The organism is Streptomyces sp. NPDC097129 (assembly GCF_055668065.1).
Genome location: NZ_JBVOQE010000013.1, coordinates 1 through 22,869, shown reverse-complemented (window position 1 = coordinate 22,869; position 22,869 = coordinate 1). Strand labels below are relative to the sequence as shown.

At 73.0% G+C, this 22,869-nt stretch carries 20 protein-coding genes; 12 read left to right on the top strand and 8 right to left on the bottom strand.

What is annotated here, in order from left to right; translation table 11 throughout:
- Positions 1-6: 6 nt before the first annotated feature.
- From cseB to AC0B9F_RS31110, 4 genes are all read right to left on the bottom strand, one after another.
- On the bottom strand, positions 7-711 hold the full coding sequence (cseB, locus tag AC0B9F_RS31125; protein ID WP_472008154.1) for a two-component system response regulator CseB: 705 nt from the start codon (positions 709-711) through the stop codon (positions 7-9).
- Between the two features lie 130 nt (positions 712-841).
- Complete coding sequence (locus AC0B9F_RS31120) at positions 842-1,510, bottom strand: hypothetical protein (RefSeq protein ID WP_472008152.1); 669 nt, start codon at positions 1,508-1,510, stop codon at positions 842-844.
- On the bottom strand, positions 1,498-2,037 hold the full coding sequence (locus tag AC0B9F_RS31115) for a SigE family RNA polymerase sigma factor (protein ID WP_361633701.1): 540 nt from the start codon (positions 2,035-2,037) through the stop codon (positions 1,498-1,500). The genes AC0B9F_RS31120 and AC0B9F_RS31115 overlap by 13 nt, the downstream gene beginning before the upstream one ends.
- 331 nt (positions 2,038-2,368) lie before the next feature.
- Positions 2,369-3,298 carry an HhH-GPD family protein gene (locus AC0B9F_RS31110; RefSeq protein WP_472008150.1) on the bottom strand — a complete coding sequence of 310 codons (930 nt, stop codon included), beginning with the start codon at positions 3,296-3,298 and terminating at the stop codon, positions 2,369-2,371.
- Between the two features lie 464 nt (positions 3,299-3,762).
- On the opposite strand from AC0B9F_RS31110, the gene AC0B9F_RS31105 reads away from it, so the two are divergent.
- The gene (locus AC0B9F_RS31105; protein ID WP_472008148.1) at positions 3,763-4,605 is read left to right on the top strand and encodes a hypothetical protein; all 843 of its coding nucleotides are present in this window, start codon (positions 3,763-3,765) and stop codon (positions 4,603-4,605) included.
- Positions 4,606-4,823: 218 nt separating this feature from the next.
- On the opposite strand, the gene disA is transcribed toward AC0B9F_RS31105, so the two are convergent.
- Positions 4,824-5,948 carry a DNA integrity scanning diadenylate cyclase DisA gene (disA, locus tag AC0B9F_RS31100; RefSeq protein ID WP_472008146.1) on the bottom strand — a complete coding sequence of 375 codons (1,125 nt, stop codon included), beginning with the start codon at positions 5,946-5,948 and terminating at the stop codon, positions 4,824-4,826.
- A 79-nt stretch (positions 5,949-6,027) separates the two neighbouring features.
- Complete coding sequence (gene radA / locus AC0B9F_RS31095; protein ID WP_472008144.1) at positions 6,028-7,437, bottom strand: DNA repair protein RadA; 1,410 nt, start codon at positions 7,435-7,437, stop codon at positions 6,028-6,030.
- 235 nt (positions 7,438-7,672) lie between these two features.
- Here radA and AC0B9F_RS31090 point away from each other — a divergent pair, with 235 nt between their 5' ends.
- Positions 7,673-9,409: a BACON domain-containing protein gene (locus AC0B9F_RS31090; RefSeq protein ID WP_472008142.1), complete on the top strand. Its 1,737-nt coding sequence runs from the start codon at positions 7,673-7,675 to the stop codon at positions 9,407-9,409.
- 221 nt (positions 9,410-9,630) lie between these two features.
- Here the strand turns inward: AC0B9F_RS31090 and AC0B9F_RS31085 are convergent, their stop codons facing one another.
- Complete coding sequence (locus tag AC0B9F_RS31085; protein WP_472008140.1) at positions 9,631-10,530, bottom strand: DUF3109 family protein; 900 nt, start codon at positions 10,528-10,530, stop codon at positions 9,631-9,633.
- 83 nt (positions 10,531-10,613) lie between these two features.
- On the opposite strand from AC0B9F_RS31085, the gene AC0B9F_RS31080 reads away from it, so the two are divergent.
- The 4 genes from AC0B9F_RS31080 to ilvD all read left to right on the top strand — a co-directional run bounded on the left by AC0B9F_RS31080 (position 10,614) and on the right by ilvD (position 15,422).
- Positions 10,614-11,546: a Ppx/GppA family phosphatase gene (locus AC0B9F_RS31080; RefSeq protein ID WP_472008139.1), complete on the top strand. Its 933-nt coding sequence runs from the start codon at positions 10,614-10,616 to the stop codon at positions 11,544-11,546.
- A gap of 163 nt (positions 11,547-11,709) precedes the next feature.
- Positions 11,710-12,534 carry a sugar phosphate isomerase/epimerase family protein gene (locus tag AC0B9F_RS31075; protein WP_472008137.1) on the top strand — a complete coding sequence of 275 codons (825 nt, stop codon included), beginning with the start codon at positions 11,710-11,712 and terminating at the stop codon, positions 12,532-12,534.
- Positions 12,535-12,839: 305 nt separating this feature from the next.
- Positions 12,840-13,442: a TetR/AcrR family transcriptional regulator gene (locus AC0B9F_RS31070; RefSeq protein WP_472008497.1), complete on the top strand. Its 603-nt coding sequence runs from the start codon at positions 12,840-12,842 to the stop codon at positions 13,440-13,442.
- Positions 13,443-13,568: 126 nt separating this feature from the next.
- Entirely contained in the window at positions 13,569-15,422 is a 1,854-nt protein-coding gene (gene ilvD / locus AC0B9F_RS31065) for a dihydroxy-acid dehydratase (RefSeq protein WP_472008135.1), read from the top strand.
- 73 nt (positions 15,423-15,495) lie between these two features.
- On the opposite strand, the gene AC0B9F_RS31060 is transcribed toward ilvD, so the two are convergent.
- Positions 15,496-17,697: an outer membrane protein assembly factor BamB family protein gene (locus AC0B9F_RS31060; protein WP_472008134.1), complete on the bottom strand. Its 2,202-nt coding sequence runs from the start codon at positions 17,695-17,697 to the stop codon at positions 15,496-15,498.
- Between the two features lie 178 nt (positions 17,698-17,875).
- Here AC0B9F_RS31060 and AC0B9F_RS31055 point away from each other — a divergent pair, with 178 nt between their 5' ends.
- From AC0B9F_RS31055 to proC, 6 genes are all read left to right on the top strand, one after another.
- On the top strand, positions 17,876-18,187 hold the full coding sequence (locus AC0B9F_RS31055; RefSeq protein ID WP_472008132.1) for an SH3 domain-containing protein: 312 nt from the start codon (positions 17,876-17,878) through the stop codon (positions 18,185-18,187).
- A 121-nt stretch (positions 18,188-18,308) separates the two neighbouring features.
- Complete coding sequence (locus tag AC0B9F_RS31050; RefSeq protein ID WP_472008130.1) at positions 18,309-18,803, top strand: EamA/RhaT family transporter; 495 nt, start codon at positions 18,309-18,311, stop codon at positions 18,801-18,803.
- 72 nt (positions 18,804-18,875) lie between these two features.
- Positions 18,876-19,691, top strand: coding sequence for a class I SAM-dependent methyltransferase (locus AC0B9F_RS31045; RefSeq protein WP_472008128.1), 816 nt, complete (start codon positions 18,876-18,878; stop codon positions 19,689-19,691).
- A gap of 157 nt (positions 19,692-19,848) precedes the next feature.
- Positions 19,849-20,640 (top strand): ABC transporter ATP-binding protein, encoded by a 792-nt coding sequence (locus AC0B9F_RS31040; protein WP_472008126.1) that lies wholly within the window; start codon positions 19,849-19,851, stop codon positions 20,638-20,640.
- Positions 20,637-21,407 carry an ABC transporter permease gene (locus tag AC0B9F_RS31035; RefSeq protein WP_472008125.1) on the top strand — a complete coding sequence of 257 codons (771 nt, stop codon included), beginning with the start codon at positions 20,637-20,639 and terminating at the stop codon, positions 21,405-21,407. The genes AC0B9F_RS31040 and AC0B9F_RS31035 overlap by 4 nt, the downstream gene beginning before the upstream one ends.
- A gap of 123 nt (positions 21,408-21,530) precedes the next feature.
- Positions 21,531-22,343 carry a pyrroline-5-carboxylate reductase gene (gene proC / locus AC0B9F_RS31030; protein WP_472008123.1) on the top strand — a complete coding sequence of 271 codons (813 nt, stop codon included), beginning with the start codon at positions 21,531-21,533 and terminating at the stop codon, positions 22,341-22,343.
- The last annotated feature ends 526 nt before the right edge of the window (positions 22,344-22,869 follow it).

Sequence of the window (22,869 nt, the reverse complement as noted above, 5' to 3'; positions counted from 1 at the left end):
CCCCGCTCAGGCCTTCAACTTGTAGCCGAAGCCGCGGACCGTCTCGATGCGGTCCTGGCCGATCTTGGTGCGCAGCCGCTGCACATGGACGTCGACGACGCGGGTGTCCCCGCCCCAGCCGTAGTCCCACACGCGCTCCAGGAGCTTGTCCCGCGACAGGACGGAGCCCGGCGCGGAGGAGAACTCCAGCAGCAGACGCATCTCGGTCGGGGTCAGTGCCACCGGTCGCCCGGCCCGGCGGACCTCCATGCCGTCGGTGTCGACCTCCAGGTCGCCGAAGGTCAGTACGCCGCCCGCGTCCGCCGAGGCCGCGTCCTCCGCCTGACGGTCGCCGCCGGCGTGCCCGAAGCGGCGCAGCACCGCGCGGATGCGGGCGACCAGCACGGCCCCGTCGAACGGCTTGGTCACATAGTCGTCGGCGCCCGCCTCCAGGCCCAGGACCACGTCGATCGCGTCGGCGCGTGCCGACAGCATGATCACCGGGACGGTGGACTCGTCGCGGATGCGCCGGCACAGGCTGACGCCGTCCAGGCCCGGGACCATGACGTCCAGGAGGGCGATGTCGGGGCGGTTCGCCCGGAACGCTTCCAGGCCCGACAGGCCGTCGGGCATGGCGGTGACCACGAAGCCGTCCCGCTCCAGGGCGAGCTGGGTGGCCTCGCGGATGACGTCGTCGTCCTCGACGAACAGGACGTGGGTCTGGTCTGCCATCCCGGTGCTCTCAGTCCTTGTTGCTTTTCGGTCGTAAAGCTCTGTGCGTGGACGCGTGGATCTCGTGGTGCGTTCACTTCTCCATCGGAACGAGAGGTCCGACCGGTTCACGCCCGCCGCGATTTCCGCGTCAGTTGTCCGCCGGCGCCGGTGCCGGCGCCTTGGTCGGAGAGGTGTCCACCGTGGTGCCGTAGTCGGTGTGGTGGAAGTCGTCCTGTACGAACCTGCCCGCTTTCCAGGCGTACGTGATCACGTTCTCGCCGGACGGGTTCGACACCGGATCGCCATTCTTGTACACCTGCTTGGTCACCATCAGAGCGCCGCGGTCTATCTCCGCGTAGACCGGGGATTCCTCGGACTGGAACACATTCTGGTACCGATCGCCGTCCGCGCGATACACGTACGAGCCGACCCCCACCGCGTCACCGCACGTCAGCACGTTGATGACGACATCGTCGACCGGCGCTCCGGTCAGGTCGCCGTACGACACGTCGACGGGATAGTCGTCCCCGACGCAGGGCCGCAGGCTCTTCTTGACCGCGTCCGAGACCAGCGGGTCGTCCTTGACGAGCCGGACGGGATCCACCGTCTGCATGGTGTGCGAGGGACTGGGGGAGGGCGAGACCGCCGCGCCCGCGACCGAGTCGGCCCGGGCTGGTCCCTCGTCGCGGGTCCCGGTGCCGCCGGTGGCGCACGCGGAGACCAAAAGGGCGAGGGCGGCGAGCAAGGCCGCCGCCGTGATCACCGCCTGAAGACTCCCCCGGGACGGGGAGGACTCCCCGTCCGTCAGGCCGCGCACCGCTCCCGCTCCTCACGCTCCAGCGCGCGTGCGTCCAGATCGCGGGCCTCCAGCTCCTCGCGGAGCCGGGCGAGCGCCCGGTGCAGCGTGCTCTTGACCGTTCCGGCCGACATGCCGAGGGCGGCGGCCGTCTCCTCCGTGGACATCTGCTCCCAGTGTCGCAGCACGACCACGCTGCGCTGCTTCGGGGCGAGCACCTTCATGATGTCCATCAGCAGGGCGCGGTCGGCGTGCTGCTCGGTGGAGTCGTCCACCGACGCGTCCGGGAGCTGCTCGGTGGGCACCTCCTCCAGCTTGCGGGCCCGCCACCACTCGGTGCGCGTGTTGATCATCACGCGGCGCAGGTAGGCGTCCGCCAGCCGCTTGTCGGCGATGCCCTCCCAGCGGCCGTAGGTGCGGGCCAGCGCGGTCTGGAGGAGGTCCTGGGCGTCGACCGGGTCCGGGACCAGCCGGCGTGCGCTGCGCAGCAGCGCGTCCTGCCGGGTGCGGACGTACTCCTCGAACTCGAGCACCTCGCCCTGCGCCATGATCAACCGCCTCCGAAAAGTCCCCGTGGTGCCGGCCGCGTGCTGCCGGTGTCCTGCCTGTGGTCGTCGTGTCCCTGACGGGCACGACAACGAAGGTACGGAGGGGTTGTCACGGCGCTGTGCGGAGCAGCCTGCGGCCAGCGCTCGGCTGTACGTCGGTTGTGTAACGGAAGCCGCTCGTGGGTAAGGAGGTTGGGCTGTTTGTCGGAGTATGACCCGATTTGACGTCTGTGATGGACCGTAACACGCGGCCGGGTGCTGTGACATGTCTGTACGTCAGCCCGGAGCGACCCGTGCGCGCACCGGCCGCGTGCCCTGCGAAGTCCGTGCCTCAGCTCAGCGGCAGCCGGTACAGCCCGCCCGGCAGCGGCTCCACCAGACCGTCCGCCACGAGGCCGTCCAGCGCCCGGGCGCGCTGCACCGGCTCGTGCCACACCCGGTCCAGGGCGGCCTGCGGCACGGGCGCGTGCGCCTCCCTCAGGACGGCGAGCAGCTTGCCGCGCACCTGCCGGTCGGTGCCGGCGTACGTCTGGCCGCGCCGCGGCGGCCCGTCGTGCTCCGGCTTGCCCGCCAGCCGCCACGCGCACTGCGCGGCGATCGGGCAGCGGTGACAGTCCTCGTTCTTCGCCGTGCACACCAGGGCGCCCAGCTCCATCGAGGCCGCGGCCCAGCGCGCGGCGGTGCGCTCGTCCTCCGGCAGCAGCGTGCGGGCCAGCCGCCGCTCGGCGGCCGTGGTGGCGTTCGGCGGGTACTGCACCCCGCTCACCGCGCGTGCGAAGACCCGGCGCACATTGGTGTCCAGCACCGCGTGCCGCTGTCCGTACGCGAACGACGCCACCGCCGCGGCCGTGTACTCGCCGATGCCGGGCAGCGCGAGCAGCTGGGCGTGGTCGGCGGGTACGTCACCGCCGTGCCGCTCCGCTATCGCCACCGCGGCCCCGTGCAGACGCAGCGCGCGGCGCGGGTAGCCGAGCCGGCCCCAGGCGCGTACCGCCTCGCCGGGCGCCTCCTCGGCCAGGTCGGCGGGGCGGGGCCAGCGGGCCAGCCACTGCTCGTAGACGGGCAGCACCCGGCTGACCGGCGTCTGCTGGAGCATGAACTCGCTGACCATCACACCCCAGGCACCCGCCTCCGGGCGCCGCCAGGGCAGATCACGCGCGTGCCCGTCGAACCAGGCGATGACAGGGGCGTGCAGTTCCTCCCCGGCCGGCGCTGCCGACGGGACGGGGCTGCTGTGCAAAAGCTTCGTGGGCGCAGTCATGACCCTACCGATCCTGCCATGCACGACCACGCGCGCGTGCGCACCGACGGGGGGCGGGTCGGAGCGCGGGCGGCGTCCGCCGGTGCGGGACGCGCGGAACTGGCGGCGAAGACACCGGGCGGGGAGGGGCAGCGGAGAGCACGGGTGGGGGTGGCTGAGAGGGGGTGGCGGTGGTGGGACGGCCGGCGCCCGGGCCGCCGCTGGGGGCGCAGGCCCGGATAGGGCGAAGTGGGACGAAAGCCCATCGTTCGGGCGCGTCGAGTCTCGAACACCTCATCTGAATCGATCACTTGAAACTCCGCCCTCCACAGCCGTGGCCACGGCCGCAAGTGCCGCGATCGCGAACAGGCGAGTCGACCCAGGTGCGTTCAAGGGGTGGTCTCCGGAATGATGATCCGGAAAAGTTGCGCCGCAGGCGGCGGGTGGCGCAAGCGAACGCGGCGATCTCTCGTACAGTTTGCGCCGTGGGATCTCTGCGCAATCCGGTCGGGCCGCTTCCCTCCACCATCTACTGGCGTCGGAGGGCCGTACTGCTGTCTGTGATCGCGCTGTTGGCGCTGCTGATCACCTGGGTCGTCACCTCGGGTGACGGCGGCGGCAAGAACGGTGCCGGTGGGTCCAACGGCAAGAATCCCGCGTCCTCGATCACTCCCGGACCCTCCGGTTCCGGCCCGGCGATCAGCCAACACCCCGGCGGCCGCGACGAGTCGAGCGGCGGTGACTCCGGCGGTTCGGGTGCCGGATCCGGCGCGGGCGGCGGTTCCGGCTCAGGCGGCACCGGGAGTTCCGGTGGTGCCGACGGTTCCGGTGGTGGCGGTGCGGGTTCGGCCGGTGGGTCGGACGACGGAATCAACGGCAGCGCGGGCGGCGGCACCGGTGCGGGCGCGGCCCTGCCTGCCGGCTCGCCGCTGCCCAACTGCACGTCCAGCACGGCGACGTTGACGCTGCGCAGCGTTCGCAACAGCTACACGCCGGACCAGACGCCGACGATCCAGATCGTCGCGCGCAACACCTCCGCGCACGACTGCAAGGCCGACCTCGGCCCGAAGAGCACCGTGGTGACGATCAGTCAGGAAGGCGACCACTTCTGGTCGTCCGCGGACTGCCCCAAGGGCAGCGGAAGCCTGCTGTACCGGGTCCCGGCGGGCAGCAGCATCACGTACGTCGTGACGTGGGACCGCAGGGCGAGCGCGCCGCAGTGCGCGACGCCGCCGGCGCGGACGGCCACGCCGGGGACGTATCTCGTGGAGGCGAAGGCGCCCGGGTTCGAGAAGGCGCAGACGTCGTTCGTCCTCGCGGCGGACTGACACGGGCCACGCGCAGGGATACGGCCACACGTGTAGGGCCACACGGGACCCGGGCCACACGGGTAGAGCCACGCCGGTACGGCCACACGGGTACGGCGACGCGGAGACGACTGCACGTATACGACCGCACGTATACGACCGCACGGATACGACAAGGGGTGCCGGCCAGATCGGGCGGCACCCCTCGCGCGTGTCAGCGGTTCACGAACCGCCGGAGGCTAGACGTACCGCTCCAGGATCGACGACTCCGCCAGCCGGGACAGGCCCTCGCGGACGCTGCGGGCGCGGGCCTCGCCGACGCCGTCGACCGTCTGCAGGTCGTCGACGCTGGCGGCGAGCAGCTTCTGCAGGCCGCCGAAGTGCTCCACCAGGCGGTCGATGATGGCGCCGGGCAGCCGCGGGACCTTCGCGAGCAGCCGGAAGCCGCGCGGGGAGACCGCGGAGTCGAGGGCCTCGGGGGAGCCGGTGTAACCCAGGGCGCGGGCCACCGTGGACAGCTCCAGCAGCTCGGCGTGGCTGAGCTTGTCCAGCTCGGCCAGTGCCTCCTCGACCGTGCGGGAACGCTTCGCGGTCGGCTCGGGGACGTAGTCCCGCACGACCAGCTCACGCTCGGGCTCGACGCCGGCGATCAACTCGTCGAGCTGGAGGGCGAGCAACCGCCCGTCGGTGCCCAGTTCGACCACGTATTCGGCGATTTCGGTGGCGATGCGGCGCACCATCTCCAGCCGCTGGGCCACCGCGGAGACGTCCCGGACCGTCACCAGGTCCTCGATCTCCAGCGCCGACAGCGTGCCCGCGACCTCGTCCAGGCGCAGCTTGTAGCGCTCCAGGGTGGCCAGTGCCTGGTTCGCGCGGGACAGGATCGCCGCCGAATCCTCCAGGACACGGCGCTGCCCGTCGACGTACAGGGCGATCAGCCGCATCGACTGCGAGACGGAGACGACCGGGAAGCCGACCTGCTTGGAGACCCGGTCCGCCGTGCGGTGCCGGGTGCCGGTCTCCTCCGTAGGGATCGTCGCGTCGGGCACGAACTGGACGCCCGCCCGAAGGATCTTCGACAGGTCCGAGGAGAGCACGATGCCGCCGTCCAGCTTGCACAGCTCGCGCAGCCGGGTCGCGGTGAACTCCACGTCCAGGACGAAGCCGCCGGTGGACATCGTCTCGACCGTCTTGTCGAAGCCGAGCACGATCAGACCGCCGGTGTTGCCGCGCAGCACCCGTTCGAGGCCGTCCCGCAGGGACGTACCCGGTGCCACAGCGCTCAGTGAGGCGCGCATCAGGCCATCGGAACCGGCACTCCCACCGGACTTTCCGGGAGCTGCTGCCCGGTCGTTGGCTGCCACTGCACTCCTCCGGTCGCAGGTTCTGGGGTGCTCCCGTTGCGCACTCGGTTCGTACGGACGGGCGAGACCAGGGCAAAGTCTACCGGCGGTCCTCCGGCTCCCGTGGGGCCTCTCGGCGACGGGAGCGCGGCAGCACCCGCAGCGCGTCCCCTATGTCGGCGACTTCCAGGACCTTCATACCGGGCGGGACCCTGCCCGGGTCGCCCGGCACGAGCGCGTGCGTGAAGCCCAGCCGGTGCGCCTCGGAGAGACGCCGCTGCACGCCCGTGACCCGTCTGACCTCGCCCGCCAGACCCACCTCGCCGATCGCGACCAGGTTCTTCGGCAGGGGGGTGTCGCTGGCGGCGGAGGCCAGGGCGAGGGCGATCGCCAGGTCCGCGGCCGGCTCCGACAGCTTCACGCCGCCGACCGTCGCGGAGTAGATGTCCCTTTTGCCCAGTGCGCTGATCCGGCCGCGCTGCTCCAGCACGGCCAGCATCATCGACACCCGGGACGTCTCCAGGCCGGATGTCGTACGGCGCGGGGAGGGGATCTGCGAGTCCACCGTGAGCGCCTGGACCTCCGCCACCAGCGGGCGGCGGCCCTCCAGGGTGACCGTCAGGCAGGTCCCCGGGACCGGTTCGTCACGACGGGTCAGGAAGAGTCCGCTCGGGTCGGCGAGGCCCGTGATGCCCTCGTCGTGCAGTTCGAAGCAGCCGACCTCGTCCGTGGTGCCGTAGCGGTTCTTCACGCCGCGCACCAGGCGCAGACGCGCGTGCCGGTCGCCCTCGAAGTGCAGCACCACGTCCACGAGGTGCTCCAGCAGACGAGGTCCGGCGATCGTGCCGTCCTTGGTGACATGGCCCACGAGCAGCGTGGACATGCCGCGCTCCTTGGAAGCGCGGATGAGGGCGCCCGCGACCTCGCGGACCTGGGCCATGCCGCCGGGCGCGCCGTCGATCTCCGGGGAGGCCACGGTCTGCACCGAGTCCATGACCAGCAGGGACGGCTTGACCGCGTCCAGGTGGCCGAGCACGGCCGAGAGGTCGGTCTCGGCGGCGAGGTAGAGGTGGTCGTCGATCGCTTTGATCCGGTCGGCGCGCAGCCGGACCTGGCTCGCGGACTCCTCGCCGGTGACGTAGAGAGTGGGGTGCTCCTCGCTGGCCGACTTGGCGGCGACGTCGAGGAGGAGGGTGGACTTGCCGACGCCGGGCTCACCGGCGACGAGCACGACCGCGCCGGGGACCAGGCCGCCGCCGAGGACGCGGTCCAGCTCCGGCACACCGGTGGGGCGGGCGGTGGCCTGCCGGCCGTCGACCTGGCCGATGGGCAGCGCGGAAGTGGTGACACGGCCCGGTGCGGTGGTGCGGACCGCGGGTGCGCCGTACTCCTCGACCGTGCCCCAGGCCTGGCACTCGGCGCAGCGGCCGAGCCACTTCGCCGTCTGCCAGCCGCATTCCGTGCAGCGGTAGGAAGGACGGTCCTTGGTGGTCTTGGTACGGGCAGCCATGGAGCACACCGTAGCGGCCGGGTCTGACAGCGGGGCTCCGGCGGCGGTACGGCGGTGTGGGCGGGGGAGGGGGGAGCCCGCGCTCGCCGGATGGGAACCGGCCACCTCCCGCCCGGAACCGGCCACGGAACGGAGGGCTCCTGTCCCCTATTGAGGGATCGTTTCACCCGTACGGATTAAAAGAGCTCAAGGCGCCCGAGAGGGCCTGCTCGTGCCGCCTACGGTCGCACGGGTGATGAGCAGCAGTCCGGAGACCTCGACCCGCACCACCGGCGCACACCGGGCGCACCGGGAGGCGCGCGACCGCGCGGCGGCGCGCACCCTGGCGCAGCGCCCGCCCGCGCGCTATGAGCCGTATCTCGACGGCCTGTTCACCTACTGCCTGTCCGTCCTGTGCGACCACGACGCGGCCACCGCCGCCCTCGCCGACGCACTCGCGCTCGCCGAGCGGCGCGGCACGCGCGTGCCGGAGGCCGCCGGGGACCGCCGCGCCTGGCTGTACGCGCTGGCCCGCTGGGCGTGCCTGCGGGGGCTCGCCGAGGCCAAGCAGAAACGTCAGGCCACCCACGCCGCAAGCCGCCCCGGCCCCGGCAAGCAGCCGGAGACCACGGTGCCGGTCGCCCCGCAGACGCAGGAGCAGCGGCGCCGCGAACTGGGTCTGCTCGCCTGGCCCGAGGCCGCCGGCACCACGCCCGAGCAGCGCGAGGCACTGGAACTCGCCGTGCGCCACCACCTGGCCGCCCACGAGGTCGCCGCCGTGCTCGGCCTGGACCTCGCCGCCGCCCGCGAACTGCTGGCCACCGCGGCCTGTGAGGTGGAGCGCACGCGCGCGGCGCTCGCCGTCGTGGAGACCGGCGCCTGCGCGAGCGTCGCCCGCCTGACCGGCGACGGCCGTTTCGTGCTGAGCAGCACCCTGCGCCGCGAACTGGTCCGGCACGTCGACGACTGCCCCCGCTGCCGTCGCACCGCCGAGCGCGCGGTCCCCGGCCGCTGGCCCGGCGCCGGCGTCACCCCCGCCGAGCTGCCCGTGCTGGAGGCGCCCCGCGCGGCCCTGCACGTCGCCCTCGCGCACCATCCACGCGCGCGTGGCCTCGCCGTGCCGCGCTTCGACCGGCGCGGCTTCCCCCTGGACCCCAAGGACCGCGCGGCCCGCCGCGACCGCCTGCGCGCGCGTGCCGTGACCACGACCGTCGTCGCCACGGTCGTCGCCGCCCCCGTGCTCGCCCTGTGGGCCGCCTACCGGGGCGCACCCGTCGGCGAGGGCACCGCCGGCGGCCCGGCCACCGCCCGCCAGGACCACGGCGCGAGCACGCTCGACGGCGAGACGGCGAGCGGCGGCTACGAGAACGCGGGCAACGCCAGCACCAAACCCGGCGCCCGGTTCGGCCACGGCGAGGACGGCGACGTCTCGGTCGAGGTCGTCAGCGTCGCCGGAGCCGGCACCCGGGGCACGGACCTGGAGGTGACCGCCGGCAACCGGGGCGACACCACCCTGATCACCCTCACCGCGACCGGCTCGGGCCCCGTGCGCTGGTCGGCCACCACCTCGGCCCACTGGCTCTACTTCAGCCAGACCTCGGGAACCCTCCAACCCGGCGAGTCGTTCACGATCCAGGTGCACGTCGACCCCCTGCGCGAGCCGTCCGGCCACTGGAGCGCGCGGGTGGCGATCGCACCCGCCGGCGCCATCGTCTCCATCGAGGGCTACGGCACCGCGCCCAGCCCCTCCGACCCCGGCACGGGACCCGGCCCGGGCAGCCCCACGGCCCCGCCCCCGTCCGACCCCGACCCGACGCCCACCACCTCGGCTCCCTCGGACCCGGGCGGCTCGCCCACCCCGAGCAGCCCGCCGTCGTCCCCCGACCCCACGCCCACCGCGTCCACCCCGTCCGACCCGGGCGGCTCCACCGACCCCGGTGGCTCGACCCCGCCGCCCGGCGACAGCGGCGACCCGAGCCCGACGACGTCGTGACACCGGACACGACACGGCGCCGTACGCCTCACGCGTACGGCGCCGAAAAAACGCACCCGCGGGCCACGCACCCGCGGGCCACGCACCCGCGGGCCACGCACCCGCGGGCTATGCGGCCGCGAAGCACGCACCCGCGGGCTATGCGCCCGCGGGCTCGTCGCTCGCGGCTTACGGGCTCGCCGGCTCGGCACTCGCGCCCGCCGCGCCCCCGAGCCGCTCCGTCAGCCGGCCGGGTCCGCCGGGTGTGGGGCGAGGAGCGGCAGCTGGGATGCCAGCCGCTCCTCGCACAGCTCGGCCAGCCGGTCGTAGCCGGCCTTGCCCATCAGCTCGGTCAGCTCCGCCCGGTAGGAGACGTACACCGGCTCGCCCCCGCCGTGCGCCGAGGTCGCCGACGTGCACCACCAGTGCAGGTCGTGGCCGCCCGGACCCCAGCCCCGGCGGTCGTACTCACCGATGGACACCTGGAGCACGCGCGTGTCGTCGGGCCGGTCGATCCAGTCGAAGGTCCGCCGGATCGGCAGCTGCCAGCACACGTCCGGCTTGGTCTCCAGCGGCTCGCGGCCCTCGCGCAGGGCCAGGATGTGCAGCGAGCAGCCCGCGCCGCCGGCGAAGCCGGGCCGGTTCTGGAAGATGCAGGAGCCCTGGAAGGGCCGGGTCTGCCGCTCACCGTCCTCGTCCTCGGACACCCAGCCGTTCTTCGTGCCCTCGGCGTGGTGCTGCCAGATCTCCGGCGTGAGCCGCGCCACATGCCCGGCGACCCGCTGCTCGTCGTCCTCGTCGGAGAAGTGCGCGCCCAGCGTGCAGCACCCGTCGTCCGCGCGGCCCGCCTGGATGCCCTGGCAGCCGCTGCCGAAGATGCAGTTCCAGCGGGAGGTCAGCCATGTCAGATCGCACCGGAAGACCTGGTCGTCGTCCGCCGGATCCGGGAACTCCACCCACGCGCGTGCGAAGTCGAGGCCCTTCTCGTCGGACACCGCCGCCTCCGCCCCCAGCCGGGCCTTCTTCGCCTTCGCTGTCTTCACCGCCTTCGCCTGCGAAGGAACCTTGGAGGATTTGGTCGACTTTTCGGCCTTCGCCGTCTTGGTCGGCTTTTCGTCCTTCGCCTTTTTCGTCTTTGGCACCCGTCCAGGGTAAGTCGCCAGGGGCCCGTCCCGGCACCGCACGCGGGGCCGAAGGCAGCGTGGCTGGCAGTAGCGTTCCCTACATGAGACTCGGTGTCCTCGACGTGGGATCGAACACGGTGCACCTGCTGGTGGTGGACGCGCACCCCGGCGCGCGCCCGCTGCCCGCGCACTCGCACAAGACGGAGCTGCGGCTCGCCCAACTCCTGGACGACGAGGGCTGCATAGGCTCCGAGGGCGTCGACAAACTGGTGGCCGTCGTCAAGGACGCCCTCCAGGCCGCCGAGGACAAGGGCGTGGAGGACCTGGTGCCCTTCGCCACCTCCGCCGTCCGCGAGGCCGGCAACGCCGACGACGTCCTCGCGCGCGTGCGTGAGGAGACCGGTGTCGAGCTGCAGGTGCTCACCGGCGAGGAGGAGGCCCGCCTCACCTTCCTCGCCGTCCGCCGCTGGTTCGGCTGGTCGGCCGGGAAGCTGCTGGTCCTCGACATCGGCGGCGGCTCCCTGGAGATCGCCTACGGCATGGACGAGGAGCCGGACACGGCCGTGTCGCTGCCGCTGGGCGCCGGCCGCCTCACCGCGGGCTGGCTGCCCGGCGACCCGCCCGACCCCGAGGACGTCCGCGCCCTGCGCCGTCACGTCCGCGCGCAGATCGCCCGTACGGTCGGCGAATTCAGCCGCTTCGGCGCCCCGGACCACGTGGTCGCCACCTCCAAGACCTTCAAGCAGCTGGCCCGCATCGCAGGCGCCGCCCGCTCCGCTGAGGGCCTGTACGCCCAGCGGGAGCTGAAGCGGGAGAGCCTGGAGGCGTGGGTCCCCAAGCTCGCCGACATGACCGCCGCCCAGCGTTCCGAACTCCCCGGCGTCTCCGAGGGCCGCGCGGGCCAGCTCCTCGCCGGCGCGCTGGTCGCCGAGGGCGCGATGGACCTGTTCGAGGTGGAGGCCCTGGAAGTCTGCCCGTGGGCCCTGCGGGAGGGAGTGATCTTGCGACGCCTCGACCACATGGGGTCGGCGTAACGCCCTGAGGGGCGCGGCGCTGCCGACGTACGGCTCCGCAGCGCGGGCGCGCGCAACCACAACGCACCCGCACCCTCGCCGGCCCGCAGCCGCGTATGGCGCTCGCCACAACGGCCATTGGGGACCCGGCGTCCACAACGCCGCACCCCGTAACCTGTCCCCCATGGCAGAGCCAGTCGTACGGATCCCGGATGCGAAGGTCGCGCTGTCGACGGCCTCGGTGTATCCGGAGTCGACGGCCACGGCCTTCGAGATCGCCGCGCGCCTCGGTTACGACGGTGTCGAGGTCATGGTGTGGACCGACCCGGTCAGCCAGGACATCGAGGCGCTGCGCAGACTCAGCGACTACCACCGCATCCCGGTCCTCGCCGTGCACGCCCCCTGCCTGCTGATCACGCAGCGGGTGTGGTCCACCGACCCGTGGACCAAGCTGCAGCGCGCCCAGGCGGCCGCCGAGAAGCTCGGCGCGAGCACGGTCGTCGTCCACCCGCCCTTCCGCTGGCAGCGCCAGTACGCCCGGGACTTCGTGGACGGCATCTGGCGCATGGCGAACGAGACGGATGTGCGGTTCGCCGTCGAGAACATGTACCCCTGGCGCTACCGCGACCGCGAGATGCTCGCGTACGCCCCCGAGTGGGACGTCACGAAGGACGACTACCGCCACTTCACGATCGATCTCAGCCACACCGCGACCGCCCGCACCGACGCGATCGCCATGATCGACCGCATGGGCGACCGCCTCGGCCATGTGCACCTCGCCGACGGCCGCGGTTCGGCCAAGGACGAGCATCTGGTGCCCGGCCGTGGCACGCAGCCCTGCGCGGAGGTGCTGGAGCGGCTCGCCCTGAACGGCTTCGACGGCCATGTCGTCGTCGAGGTCAACACCCGCCGCGCCATGTCCGGCGCGGAGCGCGAGGCCGACCTCGCCGAGGCCCTGGCCTTCACCCGCCTGCACCTGGCGTCCGCGGTGAAGGTGCCCCGCCGATGACGGACCACGGCGACTCCCCGGCCCCGGCGGACCGCGGCGACGAACCGCGGCGACCGCCGACGGACCACGGCGACACCCCGGCCCCGGCCCCGGCGGGCCACGGCGACACCCCGGCCCCGGCGGACCACGGCGACGAACCGCGGCGACCGCCGACGGACCACCGCGACACCCCGGCCCCCGCCCCGGCGGACCACGGCGCCCCCCCGGCCCCGGCGGACCACGGCGCCCCCCCGGCCCCGGCGGACCACGGCGACCCTCCGGCCCCGCCGCCGACGGACCACGGCGACCCCCCGCCCCCGGCCGACCTGCCCGCCGGCGCCCGTCGCCGGGGGCGGCCGCCGCGTACGGAGTCGGCCGGCACCCGGGACCGCATCCTGAGCGCGGCCCGCGAGGAGTTCTCCGAGCGGGGCTACGACAAGACGTCCGTGCGCGGCATCGCCAAGGCCGCCGGTGTCGACTCGGCGCTCGTCCACCACTACTTCGGCACCAAGGAACAGATCTTCGAAGCGGCCATCGAGGTCGCCTTCGCACCGGCCCTGGCGACGCGCGACGCGGCCCTGGCCGGCCCCCTCGCCGATGTCGGCGAGCGCATGACGCGCCTGCTCTTCGGCCTCTGGGAGAACCCCGTCACCCGGACATCGCTGCTCGCGATCGTCCGCTCGGCCGTGAACAACGAGACCGCGGCGGCCGCCCTGCGCCGCCTGGTCTCCGCGCAGCTGCTGCGCCGGGTCGCCGGGGAGCTGCGGACCGCGGACGCCGAGCTGCGCGCCGAGCTGGCGGCCGCGCAGCTGGTCGGCACGGTGATGCTGCGGTACGTGATCAAGGTGGAGCCGCTGGCGTCGGTGGACGTCGAACAGATCATCGCCCGCCTCGCCCCGGTCGTACAGACGCACCTGACGGGCGGCTGACGGACGCTGTACGGCGAGACGCCCGTCCCGCATTCCGGACACCCTGTCCCGGCCCCTGGATGACCGGCGTACGCTCGACTGCAGTCAGAGTTCTCTGACCGAAGGTCTTAGAAGGAGCGAGCGACGATGCCCGAGCTGAGGTCCCGCACAGTCACCCACGGCCGCAACATGGCGGGCGCCCGCGCCCTGATGCGCGCCTCCGGTGTACCGGGTGCGGACATCGGCCGGAAGCCCATCATCGCGGTCGCCAACAGCTTCACCGAGTTCGTCCCCGGCCACACGCACCTGGCCCCGGTCGGCCGCATCGTCAGCGAGGCGATCACGGAGGCGGGCGGCATCCCGCGCGAGTTCAACACGATCGCCGTCGACGACGGCATCGCGATGGGCCACGGCGGCATGCTGTACTCCCTGCCCTCCCGCGACCTGATCGCGGACAGCGTGGAGTACATGGTCGAGGCGCACTGCGCCGACGCCCTGGTCTGCATCTCCAACTGCGACAAGATCACGCCGGGCATGCTGAACGCGGCCCTGCGCCTGAACATCCCGACGGTCTTCGTCTCCGGCGGCCCGATGGAGTCCGGCCGCGCCACCCTCGTCGACGGCACGGTCCGCACGCTCGACCTGGTCGACGCGATGTCCGAGGCCGTCAACGAGAAGATCTCGGACGCGGACATGCTCCGTATCGAGGAGAACGCCTGTCCGACCTGCGGCTCCTGTTCCGGCATGTTCACCGCCAACTCGATGAACTGCCTGACCGAGGCCATCGGCCTGTCCCTGCCCGGCAACGGCTCGGTCCTGGCCACCCACACCGCGCGCAAGCAGCTCTACGTCAACGCCGCGCGCACCGTGATGGACCTCGTCCACCGCTACTACGAGCAGGACGACGACTCCGCCCTGCCGCGCAACATCGCCACGATCGAGGCGTTCGAGAACGCCATGGCCCTCGACATCGCGATGGGCGGCTCCACCAACACGATCCTGCACCTGCTGGCCGCCGCCCAGGAGGCGGACGTGCCCTTCGGCCTGGAGCAGATCGACGCCGTCTCCCGCCGGGTCCCGTGCCTGGCGAAGGTCGCGCCGAACGTCGCCAAGGACCGCACGTACTACATGGAGGACGTGCACCGCGCCGGCGGCATCCCGGCCCTCCTCGGCGAGCTGCACCGGGCCGGTCTGCTGAACGAGGGCGTGCACTCGGTGCACAGCCCGTCGCTGGCGGACTGGCTCAAGACCTGGGACGTGCGCGGCGGCTCCCCGTCGCCCGAGGCCGTCGAGCTGTGGCACGCGGCGCCCGGCTGCGTCCGCTCCGCCGAGGCCTTCTCCCAGTCCGAGCGCTGGGAGGCGCTGGACACCGACGCCGAGGGCGGCTGCATCCGCTCCGCCGAGCACGCCTACTCCAAGGACGGCGGCCTCGCGGTCCTCAGGGGCAACCTCGCCGTCGACGGCTGTGTGGTGAAGACCGCCGGCGTCGACGAGTCGATCTGGACCTTCGAGGGCCCGGCGGTGGTCTGCGAGTCGCAGGAGGAGGCCGTCCAGAAGATCCTCACCCAGCAGGTCAAGGAGGGCGACGTCGTCGTCATCCGCTACGAGGGCCCCAAGGGCGGCCCCGGCATGCAGGAGATGCTCTACCCGACCTCGTACCTGAAGGGCCGGGGCCTGGGCAAGGCGTGCGCGCTGGTCACCGACGGCCGCTTCTCCGGCGGCACGTCCGGCCTGTCGATCGGCCACGCGTCTCCCGAGGCGGCTTCCGGCGGCACGATCGCGCTCGTCGAGGACGGCGACCGCATCCGCATCGACATCCCGGGCCGCTCCATCGAGCTGCTGGTCGACGACGCCGAGCTGGCCCGCCGCGAGCAGGCCCTGAACGGCGCCTACCGCCCGAAGAACCGCGACCGCAAGGTCTCCGCGGCCCTGCGCGCCTACGCCGCGATGGCCACCAGCGCCGACAAGGGCGCGGTGCGCGACGTGTCCAAGCTGGGCTGACCTCGCCGTACGACATCGAAGGGCCGCTCCCTGGGGGGCGGCCCTTCGCCTGTCCGCCCCCGGGCGCCAGGAGTCACCACCGACCCGGTGCCCCCGCCGGCGCCGCGAACACCGTGCCGTCGGGTGCGGAGGCGTACACGCGGCCGTCGGCGACCACCGGCGTGGGCAGGTTCGCGGCGATGCGGTCCGCGCCGGTGCCGAGCCGGGCGCGGGTCTGGCCGACGAGGCCGCCCGTGCGGGCGTCGACGGCGAGCAGGCGCCCGTCGGCCGCCGTGACGTACACGTGGTCGCCGTCAGCGGCCGGCGCCGAGGCGCGGCTCACGGACGTCTCCAGGGACCACAGCCGCCGGGGCGCGCCCATGTCGACCGCGTCCAAGGAGCCTCCGACGCCCATGAGGTAGACGACGTCCTTCCGCACGGTGGCCTGCACCCCCTGCCGGGCGACGGGCAGCGCGAGGCGGCGTGTCGCCCCGGTCGCGGGCGAGTAGCGGACGACGGCCTTCGCCTCGCCGTACGCCCGGTCGAGGTCGAGCAGGTACACCGAGCCGTCCTGGGCGCCGACGAGGTCGAGCATCCCGTCCAGCCGGGTCTCCCAGCGCACACGGCCGGTGCGTGGATCCACGGCGGTGACGCGGGTGTGCTTGCCGTCGCCCGACACGCTCGCCGCGTACGCCGCCGCGTCCCCGGCGAACCCCTCGAACGACGGCATCGCCTGCCCCGCGACCCGGTGGCTCCACACCGTGGCGCCCGTCGCCGCGTCCAGGCCCGTCACCGTGCCGTGCGCACCGGTGAGCAGCAGCATGCCTCCGACGGCCCGGAACCCGGCGTACGCCGGCACGTCCTGCCGTCTGCGGACCTCGCCGGACGCCGGGTCGAGCGCCTCCAGCCGCCGCCCCTGGTCCTCCGGGGCGTACACGAGGCCGCCCGCGACGACCGGCGGGCCACCGGTGCGCCCCCGCGCGGCGGGGTGCCGCCACAACAGCCGCCCGTCATCGGGGTCGAGCGCGAAGACCACGCCGGGCCGGGCGCACAGCAGCCGGCCGGCGCCCAGGGCGCACGCGGCGCCGCCACCGCTCCCGGCCACCGGGTCGGCCTCCCACCCGGCGAAACCGTCCGGCGTGGACCGCGCCGCCGTACCGCCCGCCGTGCTCCCGCCGCCGATCAGCGGTACGACGGCGAACGCACCGCCCGCGACGAGCGCGACCGCCCCCACGGCGGCGGCGATCCGTGCGCGCCGACGCCCGCGCGCACGCTTGTCCGTGCCCGCTGCTCCCGCCGCGTCGCCCTCCTGCGCCCCCGCGTCACCTCCCACCGCTCCACTGGCCGGGCTGTCCTTCGGCGCGGACGGCGCTGGGCCGCCCCCAGTCCGCCGGGCCCCGGTCCGCCAGGCCCCGGTCCGCCACGTCCCCGTCCGCTGAGCCGGTATGAACGCCTGCGTGTCGTACGACGCCGCCACCGAGCGCAGCTCCCGCATCAGCTCGTCCGGTGTCGGCCGCTCTTCCGGCTCCTTGGCCAGACAACGTCCCACCAGCGGCGCGAGGTTCCCCGGCACGCCCGTCAGATCCGGTTCGTCGTGCACGACCGCGTAGGCGACGACGTACGGACTGTCGGAGTCGAACGGACCCCGCCCGGTCGCCGCGTGCACCATCACGGACCCCAGCGCGAAGACGTCGGCTGCGGGCCCCACCTGACGGGGCCGCCGGAACTGCTCCGGCGCCATGAACGGCGGCGTGCCGATCAACTTCCCTGTCTCGGTGCGCAGTTCGCTGTCCTTGGGTCGGGAGATGCCGAAGTCGATGACCTTCGGGCCGTCCTCGGCGAGCAGCACATTGCTCGGCTTCAGATCCCGGTGCACCACCCCGACCCGGTGGATGTCGCGCAGCGCCTCCGCGAGCCCGGCCATCAGCCGGCGCAGCTCCGCCGCCGGCATCGGCCCGTTCTGCTTCACCTGCTCCGACAGCGTGGGCCCGGGGATGAACAGCGTGGCCATCCAGGGCCGTTCGGCCTCCGGATCGGCGTCGACGACGGGCGCGGTGAAGGCGCCGCTCACCCGGCGCGCGGCCACGATCTCCTGCCGGAACCGGCCCCGGAACTCGGGGTCCCGGGCGAACTCGGCGTGCACGACCTTCACCGCGAGCCGCATGCCCGACGCGCTGCGGGCCAGATGGACGACGCCCATGCCGCCCGAGCCCAGGCGGGACTCCAGCAGATAGTGACCGGCGTATTCCGGAAGTTCCGCTTCCGCGCTCGCCCCGGTGTTCCTCTGTGGCGCCATGGAACCCCCCGTGCTGTCCGTCCGCGCGCGCGACGCACGGAGCCTAGTCGATGACTCGAACGAGACAGAGGCGGCTTGCTAGCGTTCGCGTGCGAGTCGCGCACAGGTGTTTCACCACGCGACGAGAGGGAATCAACGGGACCCCATGGCGACATGGGGTGCAACGGGGGAGGTCATCATGTCGGTCGACCATGTCGACGAAACCGCAGGTGAGGCAGTGCGGACCCAGGCCGCGACGGCGCTGCGCTATTACGATGTGGCGCCCGGCGTCCGTCTGAACGTGCGCAGCGGCCCCGGCACCGGCTACCCGCTCGTCACGATCCTGCCGCTGGGCATCAAGGTGCCCGTCTACTGCCAGACCCCTGGCACCTGGGTCTCCGGCACCTACGGCACGACCAACATCTGGGACAACATCGGCAACGGCGAGTTCGTCTCCGACGCGTACGTGCACACGGGCAGCGACGGCTACATAGCCCCGCGCTGCGCCTGACAGCCCGCGCAGCGCCTGACAGCCCCGCGCAGCGCCTGACCGACGGCGGGCCCGGGCGCGGCACCGCGAGGCGGCCGCGACCCGGGCCCGCCGGGCGGCGGCCGGAGCCATAATCGAGGGCGTGAGCGACGAGAACGGCACTCCGGCCACCGCCCCCGGCCCCCGCCCGGAACCCCTGCGTTTCTTCGGCACCAGCTGGGTCGACCACACCCACGGCTACACCGCCCGCCGCATCGGCGTCGCCGTCGGCTCCCTCGTCGCCGCGGCGGCCGCCTGCCTCGTGCTGCGCTTCGCCTACGAGGGGCTGGCGCTGGCGGACACCGGCAGCTTCGTGACCGTGCTGGTCGTCGCGATGTTCGCGATCTGCAGCGCGCTCGCCTTCCGGCACACCTGGGACTCCTTCGGCCGGCACCCCGACCCGGAACGGCACGCCAACCTGCGCGGCCTGCTCGCCATCGGCTTCGTCGGCTCCCTGCTCGCCTACTTCTTCCGTTCCCTGACCGAGGCACCGGGCGAGAAACTCCACCGCGCCGCCTACGAGGAAGCCCTCGACCAGCACCGACGCCGCACCGCCAAGCGCTCGGGCAACCCCACCAGGAAGCGGCGGCGCTCCTAGAAGCCCCCTGGCGGCGAGCGCGGTGAGCGAAATCCGCCCGCTCCCGGCGACCGTCCCGGCCACCATGGCCTCATGGCAGCCACGTCGGAACCCACCCGCGTCCCCCCACCGGAACCCCGCGACCTGACCCACCTCCACGCCGCCCGCGCCCACTCCTTCAACAACGCGGCGGCCCAGTACGCCGCCCACCGCCCGTCGTACCCCGACGCGCTGTTCGACGTCGTCGAGGAGCTCGCCGGCCGCTCCCTCACCGGCGCGCGCGTCGCCGACGTAGGAGCGGGCACCGGTATCGCGACCGCTCTCCTGTCCCGCCGCGGCGCCGACGTCCTCGCCGTCGAGCTGGGCGCCGGCATGGCGGCCGAGCTGCGCCGCAGCCTGCCCGAGGTGCCGCTCGTCCGCGGCGACGGCAACGCCCTGCCGCTGGCCGACGCCTCCGTCGACCTGCTCACCTACGCCCAGTCCTGGCACTGGACCGACCCCTCCCGCGCGGTCCCGGAGGCCCGGCGCGTGCTGCGTCCGGGCGGCGCACTCGCACTGTGGTGGAACACCAGCGCCCTCGACGTGCCCTGGATCGCCGACCAGGCGACCCGGATCGCCCGCCACTTCCGCATCGAGGACTCCCACGCGAAGAAAGGCGCCTTCGACCCACGCGCCGCCGACCCCAGCGGCCGCCTCCACTTCACGCACCGCCGGGTGCGCTGGAGCCGCCGCGTCCCCGTCGACACCCACCTCGCCAACATCGGCAGCCACTCCGTCTTCCTCGTCCACGGCGACAGCAGTGCCCGCGCGTTCCTCACCGCCGAGCGCGCCCACCTGCTGACGGCCTTCCCGGACGGCGCAGTGGAGGAGACCTACGACGTGGAACTTCTCGTGGCCCGCACCCCCTGACCCGTCCCCACTCCCGCCCCCATCCCTCCCCTCCCCGCTCACCACCCCTCTCCCCTCACCACCCCTGCGCCCGCGAGGCCCCGAGCCCCGCGGGCGCTTGACGCTGCCCCGCACCAGGCGCTTGACGGCGCACCGCACCCGGCGCATTATTCATCGCATGATGAATTACTCGTCCGGCGCGCCCCCCACCGACCCCCCGGCCCTTCACGCCACCGGCCTCACCGTCGTCCGCGGCCGCCGCACCGTCCTGCACGGCGTGGACTTCTCCGTCCCGCGTGGTCGCATCACCGGCCTGCTCGGCCCCTCCGGCTGCGGCAAATCCACCCTCATCCGCGCGATCGTCGGCACCCAGGCCAAGGTCACCGGCACACTCGACGTCCTCGGCCACCCCGCCGGCCACCCCGCCCTGCGCACCCGCATCGGCTACGTCACCCAGGCCCCGTCCGTCTACGACGACCTGTCCGTCCGCCAGAACCTCGACTACTTCGCGGCAGTCCTCCACCCCGCACAAGCCACCCCCGACCGCCGCGCCGACGTCGACCGCGTCCTCACCGACGTCGACCTCACCCGCCATGCCGACGCCCTCGCCGGCAACCTCTCCGGCGGCCAGCGCAGCCGCGTCTCCCTCGCCGTCGCCCTGCTCGGCACGCCCGACCTGCTCGTCCTCGACGAACCCACCGCCGGCCTCGACCCCGTCCTGCGCCGCGACCTGTGGAACCTCTTCCACACCCTCACCGACCGCGGCGCGACCCTCCTCGTCTCCTCCCACGTCATGGACGAGGCCGAACGCTGCCACCGCCTGCTCCTCATGCGCGACGGCCGCATCCTCGCCGAGGACACCCCCGAGGCCCTGCGCGACCGCACCGGCGCCGACACCGTCGAGGCCGCCTTCCTCCACCTGGTCGACCAGGCAACCGCCACAGCCCGCGCCCAGGAGACCGCCCGATGAGCACCACCACGACCACACCGGCCCGCGCCCTGCACCCCGCCCGCACCACCGCCACCGCGACCCGGGTCCTGCGCCAGCTCACCCACGACCCGCGCACCGTCGCGCTGATGCTGCTCGTCCCCTGCCTGATGCTGGTCCTGCTGCGCTACGTCTTCGACGGCAGCCCACGCACCTTCGACAGCATCGGCGCGTCCCTGCTGGGGATCTTCCCGCTGATCACGATGTTCCTCGTGACCTCCATCGCCACCCTGCGCGAACGCACCTCGGGCACCCTCGAACGCCTCCTCGCCCTGCCCCTCGGCAAAGGTGACCTGATCGCCGGTTACGCCCTCGCCTTCGGCGCCGTCGCGATCCTCCAGTCCGCCCTCGCCACCGCCCTCGCGCTGTGGGTCCTCGGCCTGGACGTCACCGGCAGCCCCTGGCTGCTCCTCCTGGTGGCCCTGCTCGACGCGCTCCTCGGCACCGCCCTCGGCCTCTTCGTCTCGGCCTTCGCGGCCTCCGAATTCCAGGCGGTCCAGTTCATGCCGGCCGTGATCTTCCCGCAGCTGCTCCTGTGCGGCCTGTTCACCCCGAGGTCCGCCATGCACCCCGCCCTCGAAGCGATCTCCGACGTCCTGCCCATGTCGTACGCCGTCGACGGCATGAACGAGGTCCTCCACCACACCGACCTGACCGCCGCCTTCGTCCGCGACACCGTCATCGTGGCCGGCTGCGCCCTGCTCGTCCTCGCCCTCGGCGCGGCCACCCTCCGACGCCGTACGGCCTGAACCACGCCCGAGCGCCGAGACGCCCCGTACGCCGTCCCGCCCACCGGACAACACGGGCCCACCCCCGCCGGCGGGTGCGAGGATGCCCCCAGGACGACGCACCCCTCGGAGGCATCCCCAGCCATGACGCAGAAAGTCGCGGTTCTCGGCACCGGCAAGATCGGCGAAGCCCTGCTCAGCGGAATGATCCGCAGCGGCTGGACCCCGGCCGACCTCCTCGTCACGGCCCGCCGTCAGGAACGCGCCGACGAACTCCGCACCCGCTACGGCGTCACCCCGGTCACCAACGCCGAGGCCGCCAAGAGCGGGGACACCCTGATCCTCACGGTCAAGCCGCAGGACATGGGCGCCCTCCTCGACGAACTCGCCCCCCACGTCCCCGCCGACCGCCTGGTCATCAGCGGCGCCGCGGGCATCACCACCGCGTTCATCGAGGACCGCCTCGGCGCCGGCACCCCGGTCGTCCGCGTCATGACGAACACGCCCGCCCTCGTCGACGAGGCCATGTCCGTCATCTCCGCCGGCAGCCACGCCACCGCGGCCCACCTGGCCCACGCCGAGGAGATCTTCGGCGCCGTCGGCAAGACGCTCCGCGTCCCCGAGTCCCAGCAGGACGCCTGCACGGCACTGTCCGGCTCCGGGCCGGCCTACTTCTTCTATCTCGTCGAAGCCATGACGGACGCCGGCATCCTGCTCGGCCTGCCCCGCGACAAGGCCCACGACCTGATCGTCCAGTCCGCGATCGGCGCCGCGACCATGCTCCGCGACAGCGGAGAGCACCCGGTCAAGCTGCGTGAGAACGTCACCTCTCCCGCCGGTACGACCATCAACGCCATCCGCGAGCTGGAGAACCACGGCGTGCGCGCCGCCCTGATCGCCGCCCTCGAAGCCGCCCGCGACCGCAGCCGCGAGCTCGCCGCCGGCACGAAGGACTGACCCCGCCCGCCCCAGGGCCACAGGTACCGAAACGACCGCCGGGGTGTCGTCCCGCCACGAGTTGACACACCCCGGTGGCATCCGTAGGGTTCTTCGAGTTGTCCGACGTGAGAGCCGACTCCGGTCGGTCCCCGGACAGCCATTCCGCAAGCACCACCTTCTACTCGACGGCCAGTCGTTTCACTGCGCTGCTGTCGTGTCGTAGGCGCGTGCATTTGCGAAATGAGGAATCCGCGTTCGAAAGGACGCAGGGGCCCCGATTAGCTCGGGGGCCGGGAATCCGCTAAAGTCTCACTCGTCGGAACGGCCGAACAGCCGGGAAGACAAACCCCGCTGACCGGGGATCAGACGCCGAAAGGATCTGATAGAGTCGGAACCGCCGGAAAGGGAAACGCGAGAGCGAAAACCTGGAAAGCACCGAGGAAATCGGGTCGGAAAGATCTGATAGAGTCGGAAACGCAAGACCGAAGGGAAGCCCGGAGGAAAGCCCGAGAGGGTGAGTACAAAGGAAGCGACCGTTCCTTGA

Coding starts and splice junctions, on each gene's coding strand:
- proC (WP_472008123.1), top strand. CDS start 21,531: ATGACGCAGAAAGTCGCGGTTCTCGGCACCGGCAAGATCGGCGAAGCC.
- ilvD (WP_472008135.1), top strand. CDS start 13,569: ATGCCCGAGCTGAGGTCCCGCACAGTCACCCACGGCCGCAACATGGCG.
- AC0B9F_RS31080 (WP_472008139.1), top strand. CDS start 10,614: ATGAGACTCGGTGTCCTCGACGTGGGATCGAACACGGTGCACCTGCTG.
- cseB (WP_472008154.1), bottom strand. CDS start 711: ATGGCAGACCAGACCCACGTCCTGTTCGTCGAGGACGACGACGTCATC.
- AC0B9F_RS31060 (WP_472008134.1), bottom strand. CDS start 17,697: ATGGCGCCACAGAGGAACACCGGGGCGAGCGCGGAAGCGGAACTTCCG.
- AC0B9F_RS31040 (WP_472008126.1), top strand. CDS start 19,849: ATGATGAATTACTCGTCCGGCGCGCCCCCCACCGACCCCCCGGCCCTT.
- AC0B9F_RS31075 (WP_472008137.1), top strand. CDS start 11,710: ATGGCAGAGCCAGTCGTACGGATCCCGGATGCGAAGGTCGCGCTGTCG.
- AC0B9F_RS31035 (WP_472008125.1), top strand. CDS start 20,637: ATGAGCACCACCACGACCACACCGGCCCGCGCCCTGCACCCCGCCCGC.
- AC0B9F_RS31115 (WP_361633701.1), bottom strand. CDS start 2,037: ATGGCGCAGGGCGAGGTGCTCGAGTTCGAGGAGTACGTCCGCACCCGG.
- AC0B9F_RS31045 (WP_472008128.1), top strand. CDS start 18,876: ATGGCAGCCACGTCGGAACCCACCCGCGTCCCCCCACCGGAACCCCGC.
- AC0B9F_RS31110 (WP_472008150.1), bottom strand. CDS start 3,298: ATGACTGCGCCCACGAAGCTTTTGCACAGCAGCCCCGTCCCGTCGGCA.
- AC0B9F_RS31090 (WP_472008142.1), top strand. CDS start 7,673: ATGAGCAGCAGTCCGGAGACCTCGACCCGCACCACCGGCGCACACCGG.
- AC0B9F_RS31055 (WP_472008132.1), top strand. CDS start 17,876: ATGTCGGTCGACCATGTCGACGAAACCGCAGGTGAGGCAGTGCGGACC.
- radA (WP_472008144.1), bottom strand. CDS start 7,437: ATGGCTGCCCGTACCAAGACCACCAAGGACCGTCCTTCCTACCGCTGC.